This window comes from Streptomyces sp. NPDC043854 (assembly GCF_056436005.1).
The window spans coordinates 416,443-431,678 of record NZ_JBWKDK010000001.1; the positions used below are offsets into that span (position 1 = coordinate 416,443).

Genomic DNA, 15,236 nt, shown 5'->3' on the forward strand with positions numbered 1-15,236 from the left:
TCCGGCCCGGATCGGCCCGGGCGTCAGGCGTCCCCGAGTGCGGCCCGGCACTCCAGGAGGGCCGGGCCGCTCAGCAGTTCCTGCCAGCGGTCGAACAGAGCGCGCAGCTCCGGGCCGTGCACCGCCCGGAACGCGGGGTCGGTGCGGGCGAGGTCCAGCTCGTTCGCGGCGGTCAGCTCGGCGAAGTCCCGCCGCGCCCGCAGGTCCGGGGCGTGGACCCGGCCGGTGAACCGGTCCCGGAAGGCCGGCTGCCCGGCGGTGAGCGAGGGGTACGAGGCCGAGCGGTCGCAGCCGGCGTACAGGTAGGCGATCCCCTCGGCCTCGGCCCCGATGACCGCGGCCAGTTCGGCCCGCCGGCCGACCGGCAGCAGGGCGGTGGCGAAGCCGTCCGTGCCGTAGAACGCGTGGCACAGCCCGGCGAGCCGCAGCTCGGGCCGTGCGCCCCAGGACGCGAGCAGCGCCTGCACGCGCGTGAGGTGCGCCAGGAGCGTCCCGCCGGGATGCGGGATCCGCTCGGCGCCCAGCCCGCGCAGCAGCGCGAGTGCGCCCGCCGCGCGGCCGTCGCGGCTGTCGCCGCCCTCGGGGGACTTCCGGGACTTCGGGGGCTCGGGGGACTGCGGTGCTGCCGGGGTGGCCATGGCTCGATTCCCGTTCTCGTGGGCGGGTCGGCACCCGTCACCGCCCACTCCTGCGTCCGGACCGGCGGAGCGGGCGGGGACGGGTTGCCGCCCTGGGACCCGCAACGATCGTTGTCCACCCGTACATCCAAGTCAATCCTCTGATTTCCTATCAACCTCCAAGCGATAGCTTGGATCCATGACTCTCGACGACCTTCGTGTCTTCGTGGCCGTCTGCCGGGCCGGCAGCCTCAGCGCCGTCGCCCGCGACCTCGGCTGCACCCAGTCCGCCGTCAGCCAGCACGTCCGCCGCCTGGAGAAGCAGACCGGCACGGCCCTGCTCGCCCGCCACGCCCGCGGCGTCGTCGCCACCGAGGCCGGCCGGATCCTCCAGGCGGCCGCCGCCGACGGCATCTCCGGCCTCGACCGGGCGCTGCGCCGGCTGGAGGACCTCGTCCGCGGGGACACCGGGTCGGTCCGCATCACCACGGGCGCGACGACCGTGCGGCACTTCATGTCCGAGGCGGTCGTCGGCTTCCGCCGCCGCCACCCGAACATCAGCCTGGAGTTCCAGACCGAGAACTCCAGCCGCAGCTGCTTCGACGCCCTGGCCGCCGACGACCTGGACCTCGCCTGGATCACCATCGGCAAGCCGGTGCGCGGCATCGAGCAGCGCCCCGTCATGGAACTGCCCTGGGTCCTCGCGGTCGGCGCCGACGACCCCCTCGCCTCCCGGCCCCGCATCGACACCGCCGACCTGGCCGGCATCCGCCACATCCGGCTCCCGGAGAACTCCACCTCCCGCGCCCACCTCGACGCCGCCCTCGCCGAAGCCGGCATCGCCATCCGCTCCGACACCGGCGTGGCCGACTGGGACACCGCCCTGCTGCTGGCCGAACTAGGGCTGGGCCACGCCGTGGTGCCCGCCCTGCCCGGCTGGCAGGTACCCGGATCCGGCGGGCCGCTGCGGCTCGTCCCGATCCCCGCCCTGCCGCCCCTCCCGGTCGGCTGGGCGGTCCGCCGCTGGTCCGCCCTGTCCCCGCTGGCCCGGGTCTTCGCCGACGACGTCGCCCGCAGCTGCCGGGCGCGCGCCGCGCGGCAGGAGTGACGCCGGCAGCAGCCCGACCCCGGCCAGGGCGGCCAGTACGAGCAGCGCCGCCGGCGAGGCCCCCGCGCCCGCGGCGACGGCGATCCCGAGCACGGGCCCCACGTTCATCGCGGTCTGCTTGAGTCCCCCGACGACTCCCGCGTACCCGGGCGGGGCGTCGCCGACCACGGTCCCGGTGGCGGTCACCATGACGGCGGCGAAGCCCGCGCCGAGCACCGCGAACGCCGCCGTGACCGCCGGCCCGGACCACAGGCAGAGCCCGGCGACACCGACGACGACCAGGGCCGTTCCGGCGAGCGCGGTCCGCCGCGGCCCCCATCGCCGCAGCAGCATCCCGGCCGCCGGTGCACCGGCGACCATGCACGCGGTCAGCGGCAGCACCAGCAGGCCGGTGGCGAGCGGGTCCAGCCCCCGCCGCTCCTGGAGCAGGAACGTGGCCGTGAACAGGGCCCCGAACATGCCCGCGGAGACGCACAGCAGCAGCGCCATCGATGCGGCGACCGGCACCGACCGCGCCACGGCGGGCGGCACCAGCGGCTCCGTCGCGCGCCGTTCGCGGCGCACGAACAGCATGCCGAGCCCCGCGGCCCCGCCGAGCCCCAGCAGGGTCGGGACCGACAGCCATCCGTGCCCGGGTACGCCGGCCAGCGCGTGCACGAGGACCGCGAGGGCGGCCGCGAGCAGCGCCGCGCCCACCGGCTGCGACCCGCCGGGGGCGGTCCGGTCCGGCGCGGGTGCCCGTACGGCGAGCACCAGGACGGCGATCACCACGGCCACCGGCACGTTCAGCACGAACACCGACCGCCAGCCCGCCTGCGCGACCAGCAGCCCGCCGAGCAGCGGCCCGGCCGCCGCGGCCGCCCCGATCGCCCCGGTACGGAGGGCCACCGGCCCGGCGAGCCGGTCGGCCGGGTACGCCAGTCGGAGCAGGGCGAGCGTCGCCGGCTGGAGCAGCGCCCCGAACAGGCCCTGTACGGCCCGCAGGGCGATCACCCAGCCGACGCCGGGAGCCGCCGCGATGCCCGCCGAGGCCGCGGCGAAGCCCAGGGCCCCGACCAGCAGCAGCCGGTCGTGCCCGTACCGGTCGCCGAGGCGGCCGGCGATGACGAGGAAGGCGGCCACGGCGAGCAGGTAGGCGGTGCTGGTCCACTGCACCTGCGCCACGCTCGCCCCGAGATCGCGGCGCAGGGCCGGCTGCGCCACGCTGAGCACCGTTCCGTCGAGGGCGACGAGCATCGCCCCGGCGACGCTGACCGCCAGCGCGATCCGCTGCCTCATGATCCGGCCCCGCCGAGGTGGGCGTCGAGGGCCGCGTCGACGAGCCTCCCGACGTACTCCTCCCCGTCGGCCCCGAGGACGAGCGGCAGGCTGCCCCAGGCCCACAGCTGGGCCACCCCGTGCAGGTTGGCCCACAGTGCGGCCGCCGTGACCTCGGCATCCGCCGTCGTGCCGCAGCGGGAGACCAGGGAGACGAGCAGCTCGAACAGCGGCAGCGTCGAGGTGCGCAGCCTCGGCTGCCCGGTGTCCTCCTGCCCCGTGCCGTCCAGCAGGTCGTGGCGGAACATCAGCTCGAACATGCCGCGGTGCTCCAGCGCGTAGCCCACGTACGCCGTGCCCAGCGCCCGGATCCGCTCGCGCGGCGAGGACGCCCGCGCCGTCGCGGCGGCGAACCGGCTGCCGAGGTCGGCGAAGCCGCGCCGGGCGATCGCCGACAGCAGGGCGTGGTGGGTGGGGAAGTGGCGGCGGGGCGCGCCGTGCGACACGCCCGCCCGGCGGGCGATCTCGCGCAGCCCGACGGCGGCGGTGCCCTCGGCCAGCACGAGTTCGACGCCCACGTCGATGAGCCGTTCCCGAAGGGGTCTCTCCTGGTCCATGAGCCCTGTCTATCCGATCTTGGTAGACGGTGTCTACTCAATGGCCGTGGCGATGGCCGCACCACCGGCCGCGGCCGGGCCGAAAGGGTCCGTGGAGGGGATGATGGAGTCACCGGGTCCGTCGGCGACGCAGAGCAGGAGGTGTAGCGGCCATGGCTGAGCACGACGGCGGTCCGTCGGCGCGGAAGCTGGAGGAAGGCAGGCTGCTCAAGGAGCTGGAGGCCATCCACCGCACCCGCCACGAGACCCTGCTGCACGGGTCGGACGACGCGCTGGTCACCCACACGCAGCGGATGAACGAGCTGGAGCACGAGTACGTGCGCCGCCACCCGCAGCGCGCCCAGACGGCAGCGCGCACCCGCTCGGGCGCCCGTGCCCGCACGAGCGCGGAGGAGGAGAAGCCCGACGGCACCTGACCCGCGCGTTCAGTCCGGCCGGACCGTACCGCCGCCCCCGAGCACCGCCGGCGGGGCCGCCGGCGCCGGGCCCAGCGTCGTCGTCCCCGGGGCGGCACGGTGCCCCAGACCGGTCCGGTACGCGTCCAGCGCGGCTTCGGTGCGGCCGGTGCGCCGCAGCAGGTCGCCCAGCAGCCGGCACAGGTCCGCCAGGTCCCCGCTGGCCCCGCTCCGCTCCAGCAGGGCCAGCGCCTGCACGTAGTGCCGCTCGGCGCACTCGGTCTCCCCGCGCTCCTCCGCCATCAGGCCGAGCAGCCGGTGCGCCCCGCCCGCGTGCACCGCCCCGTGGCTGTCGCCCAGCTCCAGCAGGCCCGCGAGCAGCTCGGCCGCCTCCTCGCCGCGGCCGAGCCGGCGCAGCACGTCCGCGAGCTCCACCTCCACCTGCGCCGTGTACAGGGCGGCGCGCCGGGCCGCCAGCATGTCCCGGGCCGTGCGCAGCTCGGCCTCCGCCGCCACCAGGTCGCCGTTCTGCGCCTGCACGTAGCCCCGCATCCAGTGGCAGTGCGCCAGATCCGTCCGCAGCCGCAGCTGCCGGTAGATCGCCTGGGCCTTCGCGAGGGAGGCGTCGGCATCGGCCGTGCGCCCCGCAGCCAGGAACGTGCGCGCCACCTGCCGGTGCATCCCCGCCACCAGCGCCGGGTCGTCGACGCGCGGGGCCAGGGTGAGGGCGATCTCGGCGGCGTGGGCCGCCCGCGCGTGGGCGCCCATGTCGATGTACGGGCCGATCACCGCCGCGTACAGCAGCACCAGCGCCTCGGGGTCGGCCAGCCCGCTCGCGTCCAGCTCGTCGATCGCCGACTCCAGCAGGTAGCAGGCGTAGCGCAGCTCCCCGGCGAGCAGGTGGGCGACGGCCCGCCCGCGGACCGCGCGGGCCCGCCGGGGCAGCGGCTCGGCGGCCAGCAGCCGCTCGGCGGCCTCGAAGTGCCCGATGGCCGCTGCCAGTTCGCCTGACTCCAGGGCGCAGTCGCCCAGCCCGAGGAGCGCCTCCGCCTGCTCGGCCGCGAGGCCGAGCCGTTCGGCGTCCGCCAGCAGCTGCCGGTAGCGGGCCGTGGCCTCGGCGGCTTCGCCGGTCGCCAGGGTGCGCTGGGCGTCGGTGAGGGCGAGCCGCAGCTCGGTGGCCAGACGTGCGGGACGGCCCGTGGCGAGCTCCTCGTACGAGGTGCCGAGCCGCTCGGCGAGGAAGCGCAGCGCCGCCTCCGAGGGCCTGACCTTGCCCGCCTCCAGGGTGGAGATGTAGGCGGCGGTGTACGAGGGCTCCGCCAACGCCCGCTGTGTCAGCCCGCGTTCGGCACGCATCCGGGCAACCCTGCGACCGATCTCGGCCGGTTCGTCCATGAAGACCCCCTGCTGGTTCCAACTCCCCAGTATTCAGGGGTGGCAGACCATTGCACACGTCCCCGGGCCGCCCCTAGTTTAAGCAGCCGCTTCACTGCATTTACTCGACTGCTTAACTGCCTTTCCCGGGGGAGGACTTCATGGACCATGCCGTCCGGACGGCCCTGCGCGGAGCCGTCGCCGTGGCCGGCGCGACCGCGCTGCTGCTGGCCGCGGGCCCGGTCGGAGCGACCGCCGCACCCGCGCCCGTACCACCGTCCGCGTCCGCGTCCGCGTCCGCGCCCGCTGCACCGGCCGCGGCTGCCGGAACCGGTCCCCGGGTGGAGGTGCCGGGGCCGGAGGACGGCTCCGTCGCGGGATCCGGCCACGTCCGGGTGCCCGCCGCAGGCCGCGCCAAGGACGGGGCGCGCCTCTCCGAGGCCGATCGGGCCGCCGACGGCACCGTCACCAAGATCGTCGACGGTGGGCCGGCCGCGGACCGCCTCGACATCGTGGTCGTCGGCGACGGCTACACCAGCGCCGAGCTGGACCGCTTCCACGCCGACGCCCAGGCCAAATGGGCCGAGATCGCCGCCGTCGAGCCGTACGCCACCTACCGGAACCTCTTCAACGTCTGGACCGTCGACGCCGTCTCCCACGACTCCGGCGTCACCGGCGACCCCACCCCCGCCACCGTCCGCGACACCGCCCTCGGCTCGTACTTCTGGTGCGAGGACATCGAACGGCTGCTGTGCATCGACCAGCCGAAGGTGGACGCGTACGTGGCGAAGGCACCCGACGCCGACCTCGTCCTCGTCCTCGCCAACAGCGCCAAGTACGGCGGCGCCGGCTACAACGAGCGCAGCGCCACCCTCGGCTACGAGGGCATCTCCACCGCCTCCGCGGGCAACGCCAAGTCCGGCCAGGTCGCCATCCACGAGACCGGCCACTCCCTCGGCAAGCTCGCCGACGAGTACTTCTACCCCGGCACCCCCGGCTACGAGAAGTACGAGGGCCCCGAGCCCGCCGACTCCAACAGCTCCGCCCTGCCCGCCGACCGGATGGCCGCCGAGCAGGCCAAGTGGTACCGGTGGCTCGGCGAGCCGTCACCCGACGGCGGCACCGTCGGCACGTACGAGGGCGGCGGCTACTACGTCACCGGCCTCTACCGGCCCACCGACAGCTCACTCATGCGGGTCCTCGGCAAGCCCTTCAACCTGCCCGGCACCGAAGCGATGATCGGCGGCTTCTACCAGCACGCCCGACCGGTCACCCCCCTCACCCCGACCTCCCGCACCCTGCGGCTGCACCACACGGCGAAGGTCTCCGTACCCCGGCTCACCGGCCCCGACGGGCGGCAGCTCGACGTCCGCTGGCACCTCGACGGGCGGGAGCTGAAGCGCCTCGCCGGCCGGACCGAGGTCGCGGTGGCCGAGCTCTGGCTGCTCGACCTGCGCAACCACCGGCTGTCCGTCACCGTCGAGGACCGCACCCCCGCCGTGCGCGACCCGAAGACGGCCCGCACCCTGCGCGCCACGGTCGGCTGGAACGTCCGCCTCTGAGCACCGCCCCGCCCGCACAACGCGCCGGCTACGCCGCCCGGTCCGGGCGGGCGGCGTACGTCCAGAACGCGCGCATCACCTCGGGCGGGGTCGGGCCGCTCAGCTCCACCTGCGTCAGCAGCACGGCGACGGTGCCCGTCGACGGCGTGATGTGGGCCGCCGTCCCCGTGCCGCCGATCCAGCCGTACCGCCCGACCACGTTCCACGGATTCCGCGGCACCACGTCCACGGAGCCGCCGAACCCCCACCCCTGGCCCTCCAGGAACAGTTCGGCGCCCGCGCGCTGATCGGGAGTCAGCCAGTCGGTGGTCATCCGCTGCACCGACCCCTCGGTCAGGATCCGGCCCCGGCCGCCGCCGAGGGAGCCACCGGCGAGCAACATCCGGCAGAAGGCGGCGACGTCGTCGGCCGTCGAGACCAGGCCGCCCCCGCCGGACGGGAACGGCGGGGCGCTGCTCCACTGCCCGTGGGGCGCGTCGACCAGCTCGAGCCCGCCGCCGGCCGCGCGGTACTGGCTGGTGAACCGGCCCAGATCGGCGGCCGGCACCTCGAAACCGGTGTCGGCCATGCCCAGCGGATCGAAGACCCGCTCCTCCAGGAACTCGGGCAGGGACCTCCCCGACACCCTGGCGACCAGCACGCCGAGGATGTCCGAGCACGTGTCGTACAGCCAGGCCTCGCCCGGCTGGTGCAGCAGCGGGATCCGCGACAGGGCCCCCATCCACACGTCCGGCGGCGGTACCTCCTGCGGCCGCGGCGGCCCCTGCCGCAGCTCGCTGAACAGCGGCCGGACGGCGGGCAGCGAGAAGTCGTCGGAGAAGCCGATCCCGGCGCGGAAGGTGAGCAGGTCGAACACGGTCACCGGGCGGGCCGCCGGCACCACGTCCTCGACCGGGCCCGCGGGCGTCCGCACGACGACGGGCGAGGCCAGCTCCGGCAGCCACGGCGCGACCGGGTCGTCCAGCGCACACCGGCCCTCCTCGACCAGCATCATCACCGCTGCAGCCGTGACGGGCTTGGTCAGCGAGGCGATCCGGAAGATCGAGTCCCGGACCATCGGGGCGGTCCCCTCCGTATCCGCCGACCCGACCGCGGCGACCTCCACCTGGCCGGCGCGGTCCACCAGCGCCACCGCGCCGGGCAGCGCGCCGCCGTTCACAAAGGACGCCAGGACCTCGCGCAGACCGGTCATCACTTCCGCCTCTCCGCCGCAGCGCCGTCGGGTTCCGGACGCACGGCCCGGTTCGCCCGATAACCGCTGGCCCGGGCACCTGCCGCATCCTAGGGTTCCGCTCATGAAGATCACCGGCGCCCACGCCACGGACCGAGCCGTTTCCCTCATCACGCAGGCACTGCGCGACGCGGCCCACCTCGACTGGGCCGGCCGCGCGGCCGGTCTGGAATGGAGCTGCCACGACACGGCGGTCCACATCGTCAACGACTTCACCGTGTACGCCGCCCGGCTCACGGCCCGCGCGCAGGGCCCGCTCGCGGTCGATCGGTACACCGCCCCCGGCGCCCCGCCCGCCGAACTGCTCGAGGCCATGGCCGCCACCGGCGCCCGGCTGACCGCCGCCGTGGCCGCGGCCGGGCCCGACGCCCGTGCCTGGCACCCGTACGGAACTGCCGACGCGGACGGCTTCGCCGCGATGGGCGTCGTCGAAGCGCTGGTGCACACCCGCGACATCCTCGACGCCCTCGGCGTACCCGGCTTCGCCCCCGACCCGGAGCTGTGCCGCTTCGCCCTGGACCGGCTCTTCCCCCACACGCCCCGCGACGCGGCCGCCCCCTGGCCGACCCTGCTGTGGGCGACGGGCCGGACCGCCCTCCCCGGCCTGCCCCGCCTCGGCGCCTGGCGCTGGTACGCCGAACCCGTCCCGGCCGGCAGCCGCATCGTGCTCTGCGAGGTCACCCCGGACGTCGCCGACGACCTCCACGCCGGCGGCAGCGGCGGCTTCGCCTGGCCCGAGGACGGACCCGGCGAGGGCACCCGGTTCGCCGCCGGCATGACGGCCACGGCGTACCGGGAGGGCACGTACCGCCCGGGCTGGGGCCCGTACGCCGTCGTCCGCACGCACGACCGCCGCGCGATCGGCGGCATCGGCTTCCACGCCGCCCCGGACGCCGACGGGAACACCGAGATCGGCTACGACCTCGTCCCGTCGGCCCGGGGCAACGGCTTCGCCACCGACGCGCTGAACGGCCTGGCCGCATGGGCCTTCGGGCAGCCCGGCCCGGCCGTCCTCCTGCACGCCTCGGTCGACGAGGACAACACCCCCTCCCACGGGGTCGTCGAACGGGCCGGCTTCGAGCGCACCGGAACCGCCGGAGGGCAGGTCCGGTACGCCCTGCGGGCCCCCGGAGGCGGCCGTCAGTAGCCGCAGTCGTGGACCCACTTGTGGGAGGAGATCCGGTCGTTCCACTCCCACGGGATGTTGCCGGCGGAGCCGTTGGGCGCACAGGTGGAGGCCCCGCCGTAGTTGATGTTCTCGTAGACGCGCACGTCCCCGTAGGAGCCGGCGTAGCCGTTGTTCCACCAGGACGACGCCTTGTCGTTCATGTCGAAGGTGCCGCTGGCGCCGCACGTGCGCCAGTCGGCGTCGTTGCTCGCCCAGCCGCACACGGCCCCGCCGCGGTTGGTGTGCTCCCACACCCAGTAGTTGCCGTCCGCGGCCAGGCCGGAGGCATCGGCCGGGGCGGCGCCCGCCGTGGTCAGCACGGCGGGGACGGCCAGCAGCGAAGCGGTGAGCGACCCCGCCAGGAACAGGCTGCGGTACTTACGCATCGGACCCTCCAGAGGTCTCGGTGGTGGTGTCGTGCTCGGACTGCGTGAGGCGCCGCGCCCTCGGCAGCGCCTCGTGCTGGAGCCGCCACCTCAGCGTGAGCTCCGCCCGGTGCCGGGAACGGAGTTCCTCGCCGTAGGCGCGGTCCAGAGCCTGGGAGACCCGGGCCAGCGGGGTGCCGGTCGCACAGGTCGCTTCGACGACGGCCAGCTCGGCCGCGGCCGCGTCCGCCTCGGCCGGCGGCAGGTCCTCGCCGTACCGGGCGGCGGCCTGCCGGGACTCGTCGGGGGTGGCGTGGGGCCGGCCCGCCGCCTTCATGCACGCGGCCCACTCGGCGACCGCGCCGGTGTACCGCGCGTCCTCGCGGACCCGCGCCTCCCGCACCGGCCGCAGGTTCATCGTGACGACCTTCACCCGGAACCAGGTCGCCGGATCGCCGTACAGGGTGCGCTGCGCGTCCGCGATGCAGCCGTCCGCGGAAGCGGTGACCACCATCCCGGTGGGCGCCTTCACCGACAGCCCCACGGGGGCGGCGCCCATCAGCGCGGCACGGGCGGCCGCGCGCCGGGGCGCCGACAGCTGCCGGAAGTACCGCTGGTTGGGATCGTCCTCGCGGGCCCGGGCGGCGGCCCGCTCCTCGGCGCCGCCGTAGCCGTGCTGCCCGGCCCACACGACGTCGTCCACCGCGTACGGGAAGGAGCGCGTGCTCGTGTCCCGCCCCTCGGTCACCGCGTACGGGAACCCCCGCGCCGCCATGCACCGGCTGATCAGGACCTGCTCGGCCCGCGCCAGCGTACGGGACTCGGCGGCGCTCGGCTCCCGGACGGCCCCCTGCGCGGCGGACCCGCAGCCGTCCAGGACCAGGACGGTTGCCAGGGCCGCGGCCGTGGCGGTGGCGGCGGCCGCCGCGGCGACGGTGCGGTGTCGGTCCACCCGGGACTCCTTCTTGACGCGGTGCGGTGTGCGGTCGACCCAGGTCTAGCGGCGATCCGTTGTTCGGCGTCGGGGCGGCGCAGGCGAACAAACAACCGCCGAACAATCCGCACGGGAAGGCACGAAGCCGATCATCCGGGGAAGGGAAGGGGCATGGCCCGCAAGGAGCGCCCGCTCGAAGGCGACGACGGACCGCTGCTGCGGTTCGCCGCCGCCCTGCGCCGCCTGCGCCACGACGCAGGCTCCCCGCCCTACCGCCGCCTCGCGGCCCGCGCCCACTACTCGGTGGCCACCCTGTCCGAGGCGGCGGCCGGCCGGCGGCTGCCGAGCCTGGACGTGACCCTCGCCTACGTCCGCGCCTGCGGCGGCGACACGGCGGAATGGGAGCGCCGCTGGCACTGCGCCGCCGCCGAACTGTCCGCCGGCCACCCCGGCCCGGACACCGAACCCGCTGACGGGCAGGGCGGCGACCCGCCGCAGGACGGTCCCGGAGGCGTCCCGTACGTCGGCCTGGCCGCGTTCCGGGCCGAGGACGCCGGCCTGTTCTTCGGCCGGGAGCGGCTCGTCGAAGACCTCCTGGCCACCCTGGCCCGCCACCGGGTCGTGGCCCTCGTCGGCGCCTCCGGAGCCGGCAAGTCCTCCCTCCTGCACGCCGGACTGCTGCCCCGGCTCCGGCAGGACGCCCCGCACACCGCGGCCCGCGTCCTGACCCCCGGAACGGACCCCCCGGCGCGGCTGGAGGAGGCCCTCGCCGCGCCCCGCGAGCCCGCGACCGCCGCAGAACTCGTCCTGGTCGTCGACCAGTTCGAGGAGGTCTTCACCGTGTGCCCGGACCCCGCCGCCCGGAACCGGTTCATCGCCGCCCTCGTCGGGGAGGCGCATCGGCCCGGCTCCCGCTGCCGCGTCGTCCTCGGCGTCCGCGCCGACTTCTACGCCCACTGCACCCGCCACGCCCCGCTCGTCGGGGTCCTGCGCGACGCGCAGACCGTCGTCGGCCCCATGACCGCGGCCGAACTGCGCCGCGCCGTCGTCGAACCGGCCCGCCGGGCCGGCCTCACCGTGGAGGGAGCCCTCCAGGCCACCCTCGTCGCCCACGCGCACGGACAGGTCGGCGCCCTGCCCCTGCTGTCCCACGCCCTGCTGGAAACCTGGCGGCGGCGCCGCGGGGCGGCCCTGACCCTGGACGGCTTCCAAGCCGCGGGCGGCTTCGAAGGAGCCCTCGCCCAGTCCGCGGAAGCCCTCCACGCCTCCCTCACCGGCCGTCAGCAGCAGCTGGCCCAGCGGATCTTCGTCCACCTCATCGCCCTCGGCGAGGGCACCGAGGACACCAAGCGGCCCGTCGCCCGCGACGAGCTGCCCTCGGACGCCGACACCGCGACCGTGCTGGCCCGCGCCGCCCGGCTGCGCCTGCTCACCCTCGACGACGGCCGCGTCGAGCTCACCCACGAGGCGCTGATCCGCGCCTGGCCGCGGCTGCGCGGCTGGCTCACCGACGACCGCGAACGCCTGCGGCTGCACCGCCGCCTGTCCGAAGCCGCCCGCGCCTGGGAGAACCTGGGGCGCGACCCCGGTGCCCTCTACCGGGGCACCCGGCTCGCCCTCGCCCGCGACCTCGCCGCCGGCCACGGCACCGGACTCACCGCCGCGGAGCGGGACTTCCTCGACGCCGGCCTCGCGGCCGAGGAGGCCGCCGGGAACTCGGCCCGCCGCCGCGCCCGCCGCCTGGGCTACCTCGTCGCCCTGCTCGCCGCCCTCGTCGTGATCGCGGGAGTCGCCACCGCCAGCGCCGTCCGGGCCGGCGCCGAGGTGACCCGGCAGCGCAACGACGCCGTCGCCCGGAACCTCGCCGACAGCACGGGCGACCTCACCACCACCGAGCCCGGGCTGGCCGTCCAGCTCAGCCTGGCCGCGTACCGCCTCTCGCCCACCCCGAAGACCCGCGACAGCCTGGTCAGCGCCCTGATGACGACACTGCCGGCGCACCCCAAGGAGGTCGTCGCCCTCGCCTACCGCCCCGACGGCCGGCAGCTGGCGACCGCCAGCGGCGACCACACCGCCCGGCTGTGGCGGACCAGCGGCACCGACCGGCCCGTCGCCGTGGCCACGCTGACCGGGCACGCCGGCGACGTCCGCACCGTGGCCTACCGCCCCGACGGCCGTGCCCTGGCCACCGGGTCCGCCGACGGCACCGCCCGGCTGTGGGACGTGTCCGACCCGGCTCGGCCCGCCGCACTGGCCTCGCTCACCGGGCACGGAGGCGAGGTGCGCGCCCTCGCCTACAGCCCTGACGGACACACGCTCGCCACCTCCGGCAGCGACGGCAGCGTGGGCCTGTGGGACCTGGCCGACGCCGCCCGCCCCGTCCTCCTCGCCCGGCTCGGCGACCACCGCGACGCCGTCCGCGCGGTCGCCTTCGCCCCGGACGGCCGCACGCTGGCCAGCGCGGGGGAGGACGCCACCGTCCGGCTCACCGATGTGGCCGATCCGCGCCACCCGGCCCCGCTGGCCGCCCTGGAAGGCCACGACACCGCCGTGTTCTCCGTCGCCTTCAGCCCCGACGGCGGCGTCCTCGCCTCCGCGGGCGGCGGCCGCTCCCCGATCCGGCTGTGGAACATCGCCGACCCGCGGCGGCCCGCCCCGCTCGCCACCCTCACCGGCCACACCGACGTCGTCGGCTCCGTGGTGTTCAGCCCCGACGGGCGCACCCTCGCCAGCGCGAGCGACGACCGCACCGTCCGCATGTGGAGCGTGGCCCGCCCCGCCCGACCCGGGCCGCTCACCACCCTCACCGGCCATGCCACCGCCGTCGGCTCGGTCGCCTTCAGTCCCGACGGCACCGTGCTGGCCTCCGGCGGCTTCGACACCACCGTCCGGCTGGCGGGAACCGACCTCGCCCGGGTGATCGCCGGGGCGTGCGCCCACACCGGTCCCCGGATCACCCGGACGCAGTGGGCCGCCCACCTGCCGTACGTCTCCTACTCACCCCCCTGCGCCGGCCTGGAGCACCCCTGAGCGGGCACGGACCGCCCGCTGATGCGCCCGGAGTTCCCTTCGCCGGGCAGCAGGGTCCGCGGGCCGGGCGGGAGCCCCCGACGCCGGCCTCGGCGGCGGACGCCCGACACCGGCCGCGAACCGATCGACCGGGTGGTGCACGAGTCCGTCGACTCCCACGGCGTACCTGCGGGCCGAACCGGACGCGATCAGCGTCTCCTGAGCGCATCCCCGGCCGCCTGCCCGTCACCCTCGCGGACGATGGGCAGACCCTCCTGTGGTCGCAGCACCGATCCGACTCCGAGACGATGATCACCTTCGCGTTCCGCGCGTAGGTTCGGCACCATGAACCGACGCCACGCCACCACGGCTGCCGCCTTGGGCGCCCTGCTCCTTCCGCTCGTCCTCACCGCCGCCGGGACCGCCTCCGCGGCCGGGCCGGCCCCGGCCGCGCCGGCCGCGCCGGCCGCCGCGTCCGCGCCCGCCACCACCGGGGTGGTCCTGCCCGAACTGCCTCGCCCCACCGGCCGGTTCGCCGTAGGACAGGAGACCCTCCACCTCGTCGACCACAGCCGCACCGACCCCTGGGCCGGGTCCGGACCGCGCGAGCTGATGGTCACCATGCGCTACCCGGCCCACCGCGGCACGGGCGGCCCCGTGGCCCCTTACCTGACCCGGGACGAGGCCCGCGCGCTGATCACCGACCGCAAGCTGGACGAGCTGGTCCCGGTCGAGAGCCTGGCCGGGACCAAGGCGTACGCCCGCTCCGGCGCGCGCCCCGTCGCCGGCCGCCACCCCTTGGTCGTCCTCTCGCCCGGCTTCACCGTCCCGCGCGGCACGCTCACCGCGCTGGCCGAGGAACTCGCCTCCCGCGGCTACGTGGTCGCCGCCGTGGACCACGCGTACGAGACCGTCGGCACCTCCTTCCCCGGCGGGCGCCTGCTGACCTGCAAGGCCTGCGACATCGTCCGGGAGACGAAGGACTACAAGCCGGTGTCGGACAACCGCGCCCGCGACGTGTCCTTCCTGCTGGACCGGCTCACCGGGCACCGTCCCGCCTGGCGGAACGCCGGCCTGATCGACCGCAACCGGATCGCCATGGCGGGCCACTCCATCGGCGGCTCCACCGCGGCCGCCGTGATGGCCTCCGACCCGCGGGTGCGCGCCGGGATCGACATGGACGGCGGGCTGTTCACGCCCGTGCCCGAGGGCGGCCTCGGCGGACGCCCGTTCCTGCTCCTGGGCGCGGCGGACATGGTGCCCGGCGGCGGCCCGGTCGACAACCCGGCCGGCTGGGACCGCAACTGGCCCCGTCTCGACGGCTGGAAGCGGTGGATCACCTTCGCCGACTCCCACCACTTCACCTTCACCGACTGGCCCGCGTTCAGTGACGGGCTCGGGCTGCCGAGGATGACCCCGCTGCCCGGCGACCGCTCGGTCGAGCTGACCCGCCGCTACGTCGGGGCCTTCTTCGACCTGCACCTCAAGGGCATACCGCAGCCGCTGCTGGACGGCCCGGCCGCCGATGCGCCCGAGGTGCGCTTCCACAGCCCCTGACGGCCCCGATTACCGCAGGCCGGCGGCGTTTCGGCAGGATGG

General features: G+C 76.0%; 12 protein-coding genes and 1 pseudogene. 6 read left to right on the forward strand and 7 right to left on the reverse strand.

Annotated elements, in window-relative coordinates:
• Positions 1–23: 23 nt before the first annotated feature.
• Positions 24–638 (reverse strand): DUF6817 domain-containing protein, encoded by a 615-nt coding sequence (locus AC068A_RS01860; protein ID WP_478579282.1) that lies wholly within the window; start codon positions 636–638, stop codon positions 24–26.
• Between the two features lie 178 nt (positions 639–816).
• On the opposite strand from AC068A_RS01860, the gene AC068A_RS01865 reads away from it, so the two are divergent.
• Entirely contained in the window at positions 817–1,725 is a 909-nt protein-coding gene (locus AC068A_RS01865) for a LysR family transcriptional regulator (protein WP_478579285.1), read from the forward strand.
• On the opposite strand, the pseudogene AC068A_RS01870 reads toward AC068A_RS01865, so the two are convergent.
• Both AC068A_RS01870 and AC068A_RS01875 read right to left on the reverse strand, forming a co-directional pair.
• Positions 1,693–3,003, reverse strand: a pseudogene (locus AC068A_RS01870) (MFS transporter); the annotation flags it as partial. The gene AC068A_RS01865 and the pseudogene AC068A_RS01870 overlap by 33 nt on opposite strands.
• The gene (locus AC068A_RS01875; protein ID WP_478579288.1) at positions 3,000–3,599 is read right to left on the reverse strand and encodes a TetR/AcrR family transcriptional regulator; all 600 of its coding nucleotides are present in this window, start codon (positions 3,597–3,599) and stop codon (positions 3,000–3,002) included. The pseudogene AC068A_RS01870 and the gene AC068A_RS01875, both read right to left, overlap by 4 nt.
• Positions 3,600–3,751: 152 nt before the next feature.
• Between AC068A_RS01875 and AC068A_RS01880 the strand changes: the two genes are divergently transcribed.
• Positions 3,752–4,015, forward strand: coding sequence for a DUF6158 family protein (locus AC068A_RS01880; protein ID WP_478579291.1), 264 nt, complete (start codon positions 3,752–3,754; stop codon positions 4,013–4,015).
• Positions 4,016–4,024: 9 nt separating this feature from the next.
• Here the strand turns inward: AC068A_RS01880 and AC068A_RS01885 are convergent, their stop codons facing one another.
• Positions 4,025–5,389: a helix-turn-helix domain-containing protein gene (locus tag AC068A_RS01885; protein WP_478579294.1), complete on the reverse strand. Its 1,365-nt coding sequence runs from the start codon at positions 5,387–5,389 to the stop codon at positions 4,025–4,027.
• A 140-nt stretch (positions 5,390–5,529) separates the two neighbouring features.
• Between AC068A_RS01885 and AC068A_RS01890 the strand changes: the two genes are divergently transcribed.
• Positions 5,530–6,930, forward strand: a complete 1,401-nt coding sequence (locus AC068A_RS01890) for a M64 family metallopeptidase (RefSeq protein ID WP_478579297.1) — start codon at positions 5,530–5,532, stop codon at positions 6,928–6,930.
• Between the two features lie 28 nt (positions 6,931–6,958).
• Here the strand turns inward: AC068A_RS01890 and AC068A_RS01895 are convergent, their stop codons facing one another.
• Positions 6,959–8,122 (reverse strand): serine hydrolase domain-containing protein, encoded by a 1,164-nt coding sequence (locus AC068A_RS01895; protein WP_478579300.1) that lies wholly within the window; start codon positions 8,120–8,122, stop codon positions 6,959–6,961.
• A gap of 103 nt (positions 8,123–8,225) precedes the next feature.
• Between AC068A_RS01895 and AC068A_RS01900 the strand changes: the two genes are divergently transcribed.
• Positions 8,226–9,308, forward strand: a complete 1,083-nt coding sequence (locus AC068A_RS01900) for a GNAT family N-acetyltransferase (RefSeq protein ID WP_478579303.1) — start codon at positions 8,226–8,228, stop codon at positions 9,306–9,308.
• Here AC068A_RS01900 and AC068A_RS01905 read toward each other — a convergent pair.
• Positions 9,302–9,715, reverse strand: a complete 414-nt coding sequence (locus AC068A_RS01905; protein ID WP_478579306.1) for a peptidase inhibitor family I36 protein — start codon at positions 9,713–9,715, stop codon at positions 9,302–9,304. The genes AC068A_RS01900 and AC068A_RS01905 overlap by 7 nt on opposite strands.
• Positions 9,708–10,646, reverse strand: coding sequence for a hypothetical protein (locus tag AC068A_RS01910; protein WP_478579308.1), 939 nt, complete (start codon positions 10,644–10,646; stop codon positions 9,708–9,710). Before AC068A_RS01910 ends, AC068A_RS01905 begins: the two co-directional genes overlap by 8 nt.
• Positions 10,647–10,799: 153 nt before the next feature.
• Here AC068A_RS01910 and AC068A_RS01915 point away from each other — a divergent pair, with 153 nt between their 5' ends.
• Both AC068A_RS01915 and AC068A_RS01920 read left to right on the forward strand, forming a co-directional pair.
• A complete protein-coding gene (locus tag AC068A_RS01915) occupies positions 10,800–13,658 on the forward strand; it encodes an nSTAND1 domain-containing NTPase (protein ID WP_478579311.1) in 2,859 nt (952 codons plus the stop codon).
• Positions 13,659–13,982: 324 nt separating this feature from the next.
• Positions 13,983–15,194, forward strand: coding sequence for an alpha/beta hydrolase family protein (locus tag AC068A_RS01920; protein ID WP_478579314.1), 1,212 nt, complete (start codon positions 13,983–13,985; stop codon positions 15,192–15,194).
• Positions 15,195–15,236: the final 42 nt, after the last annotated feature.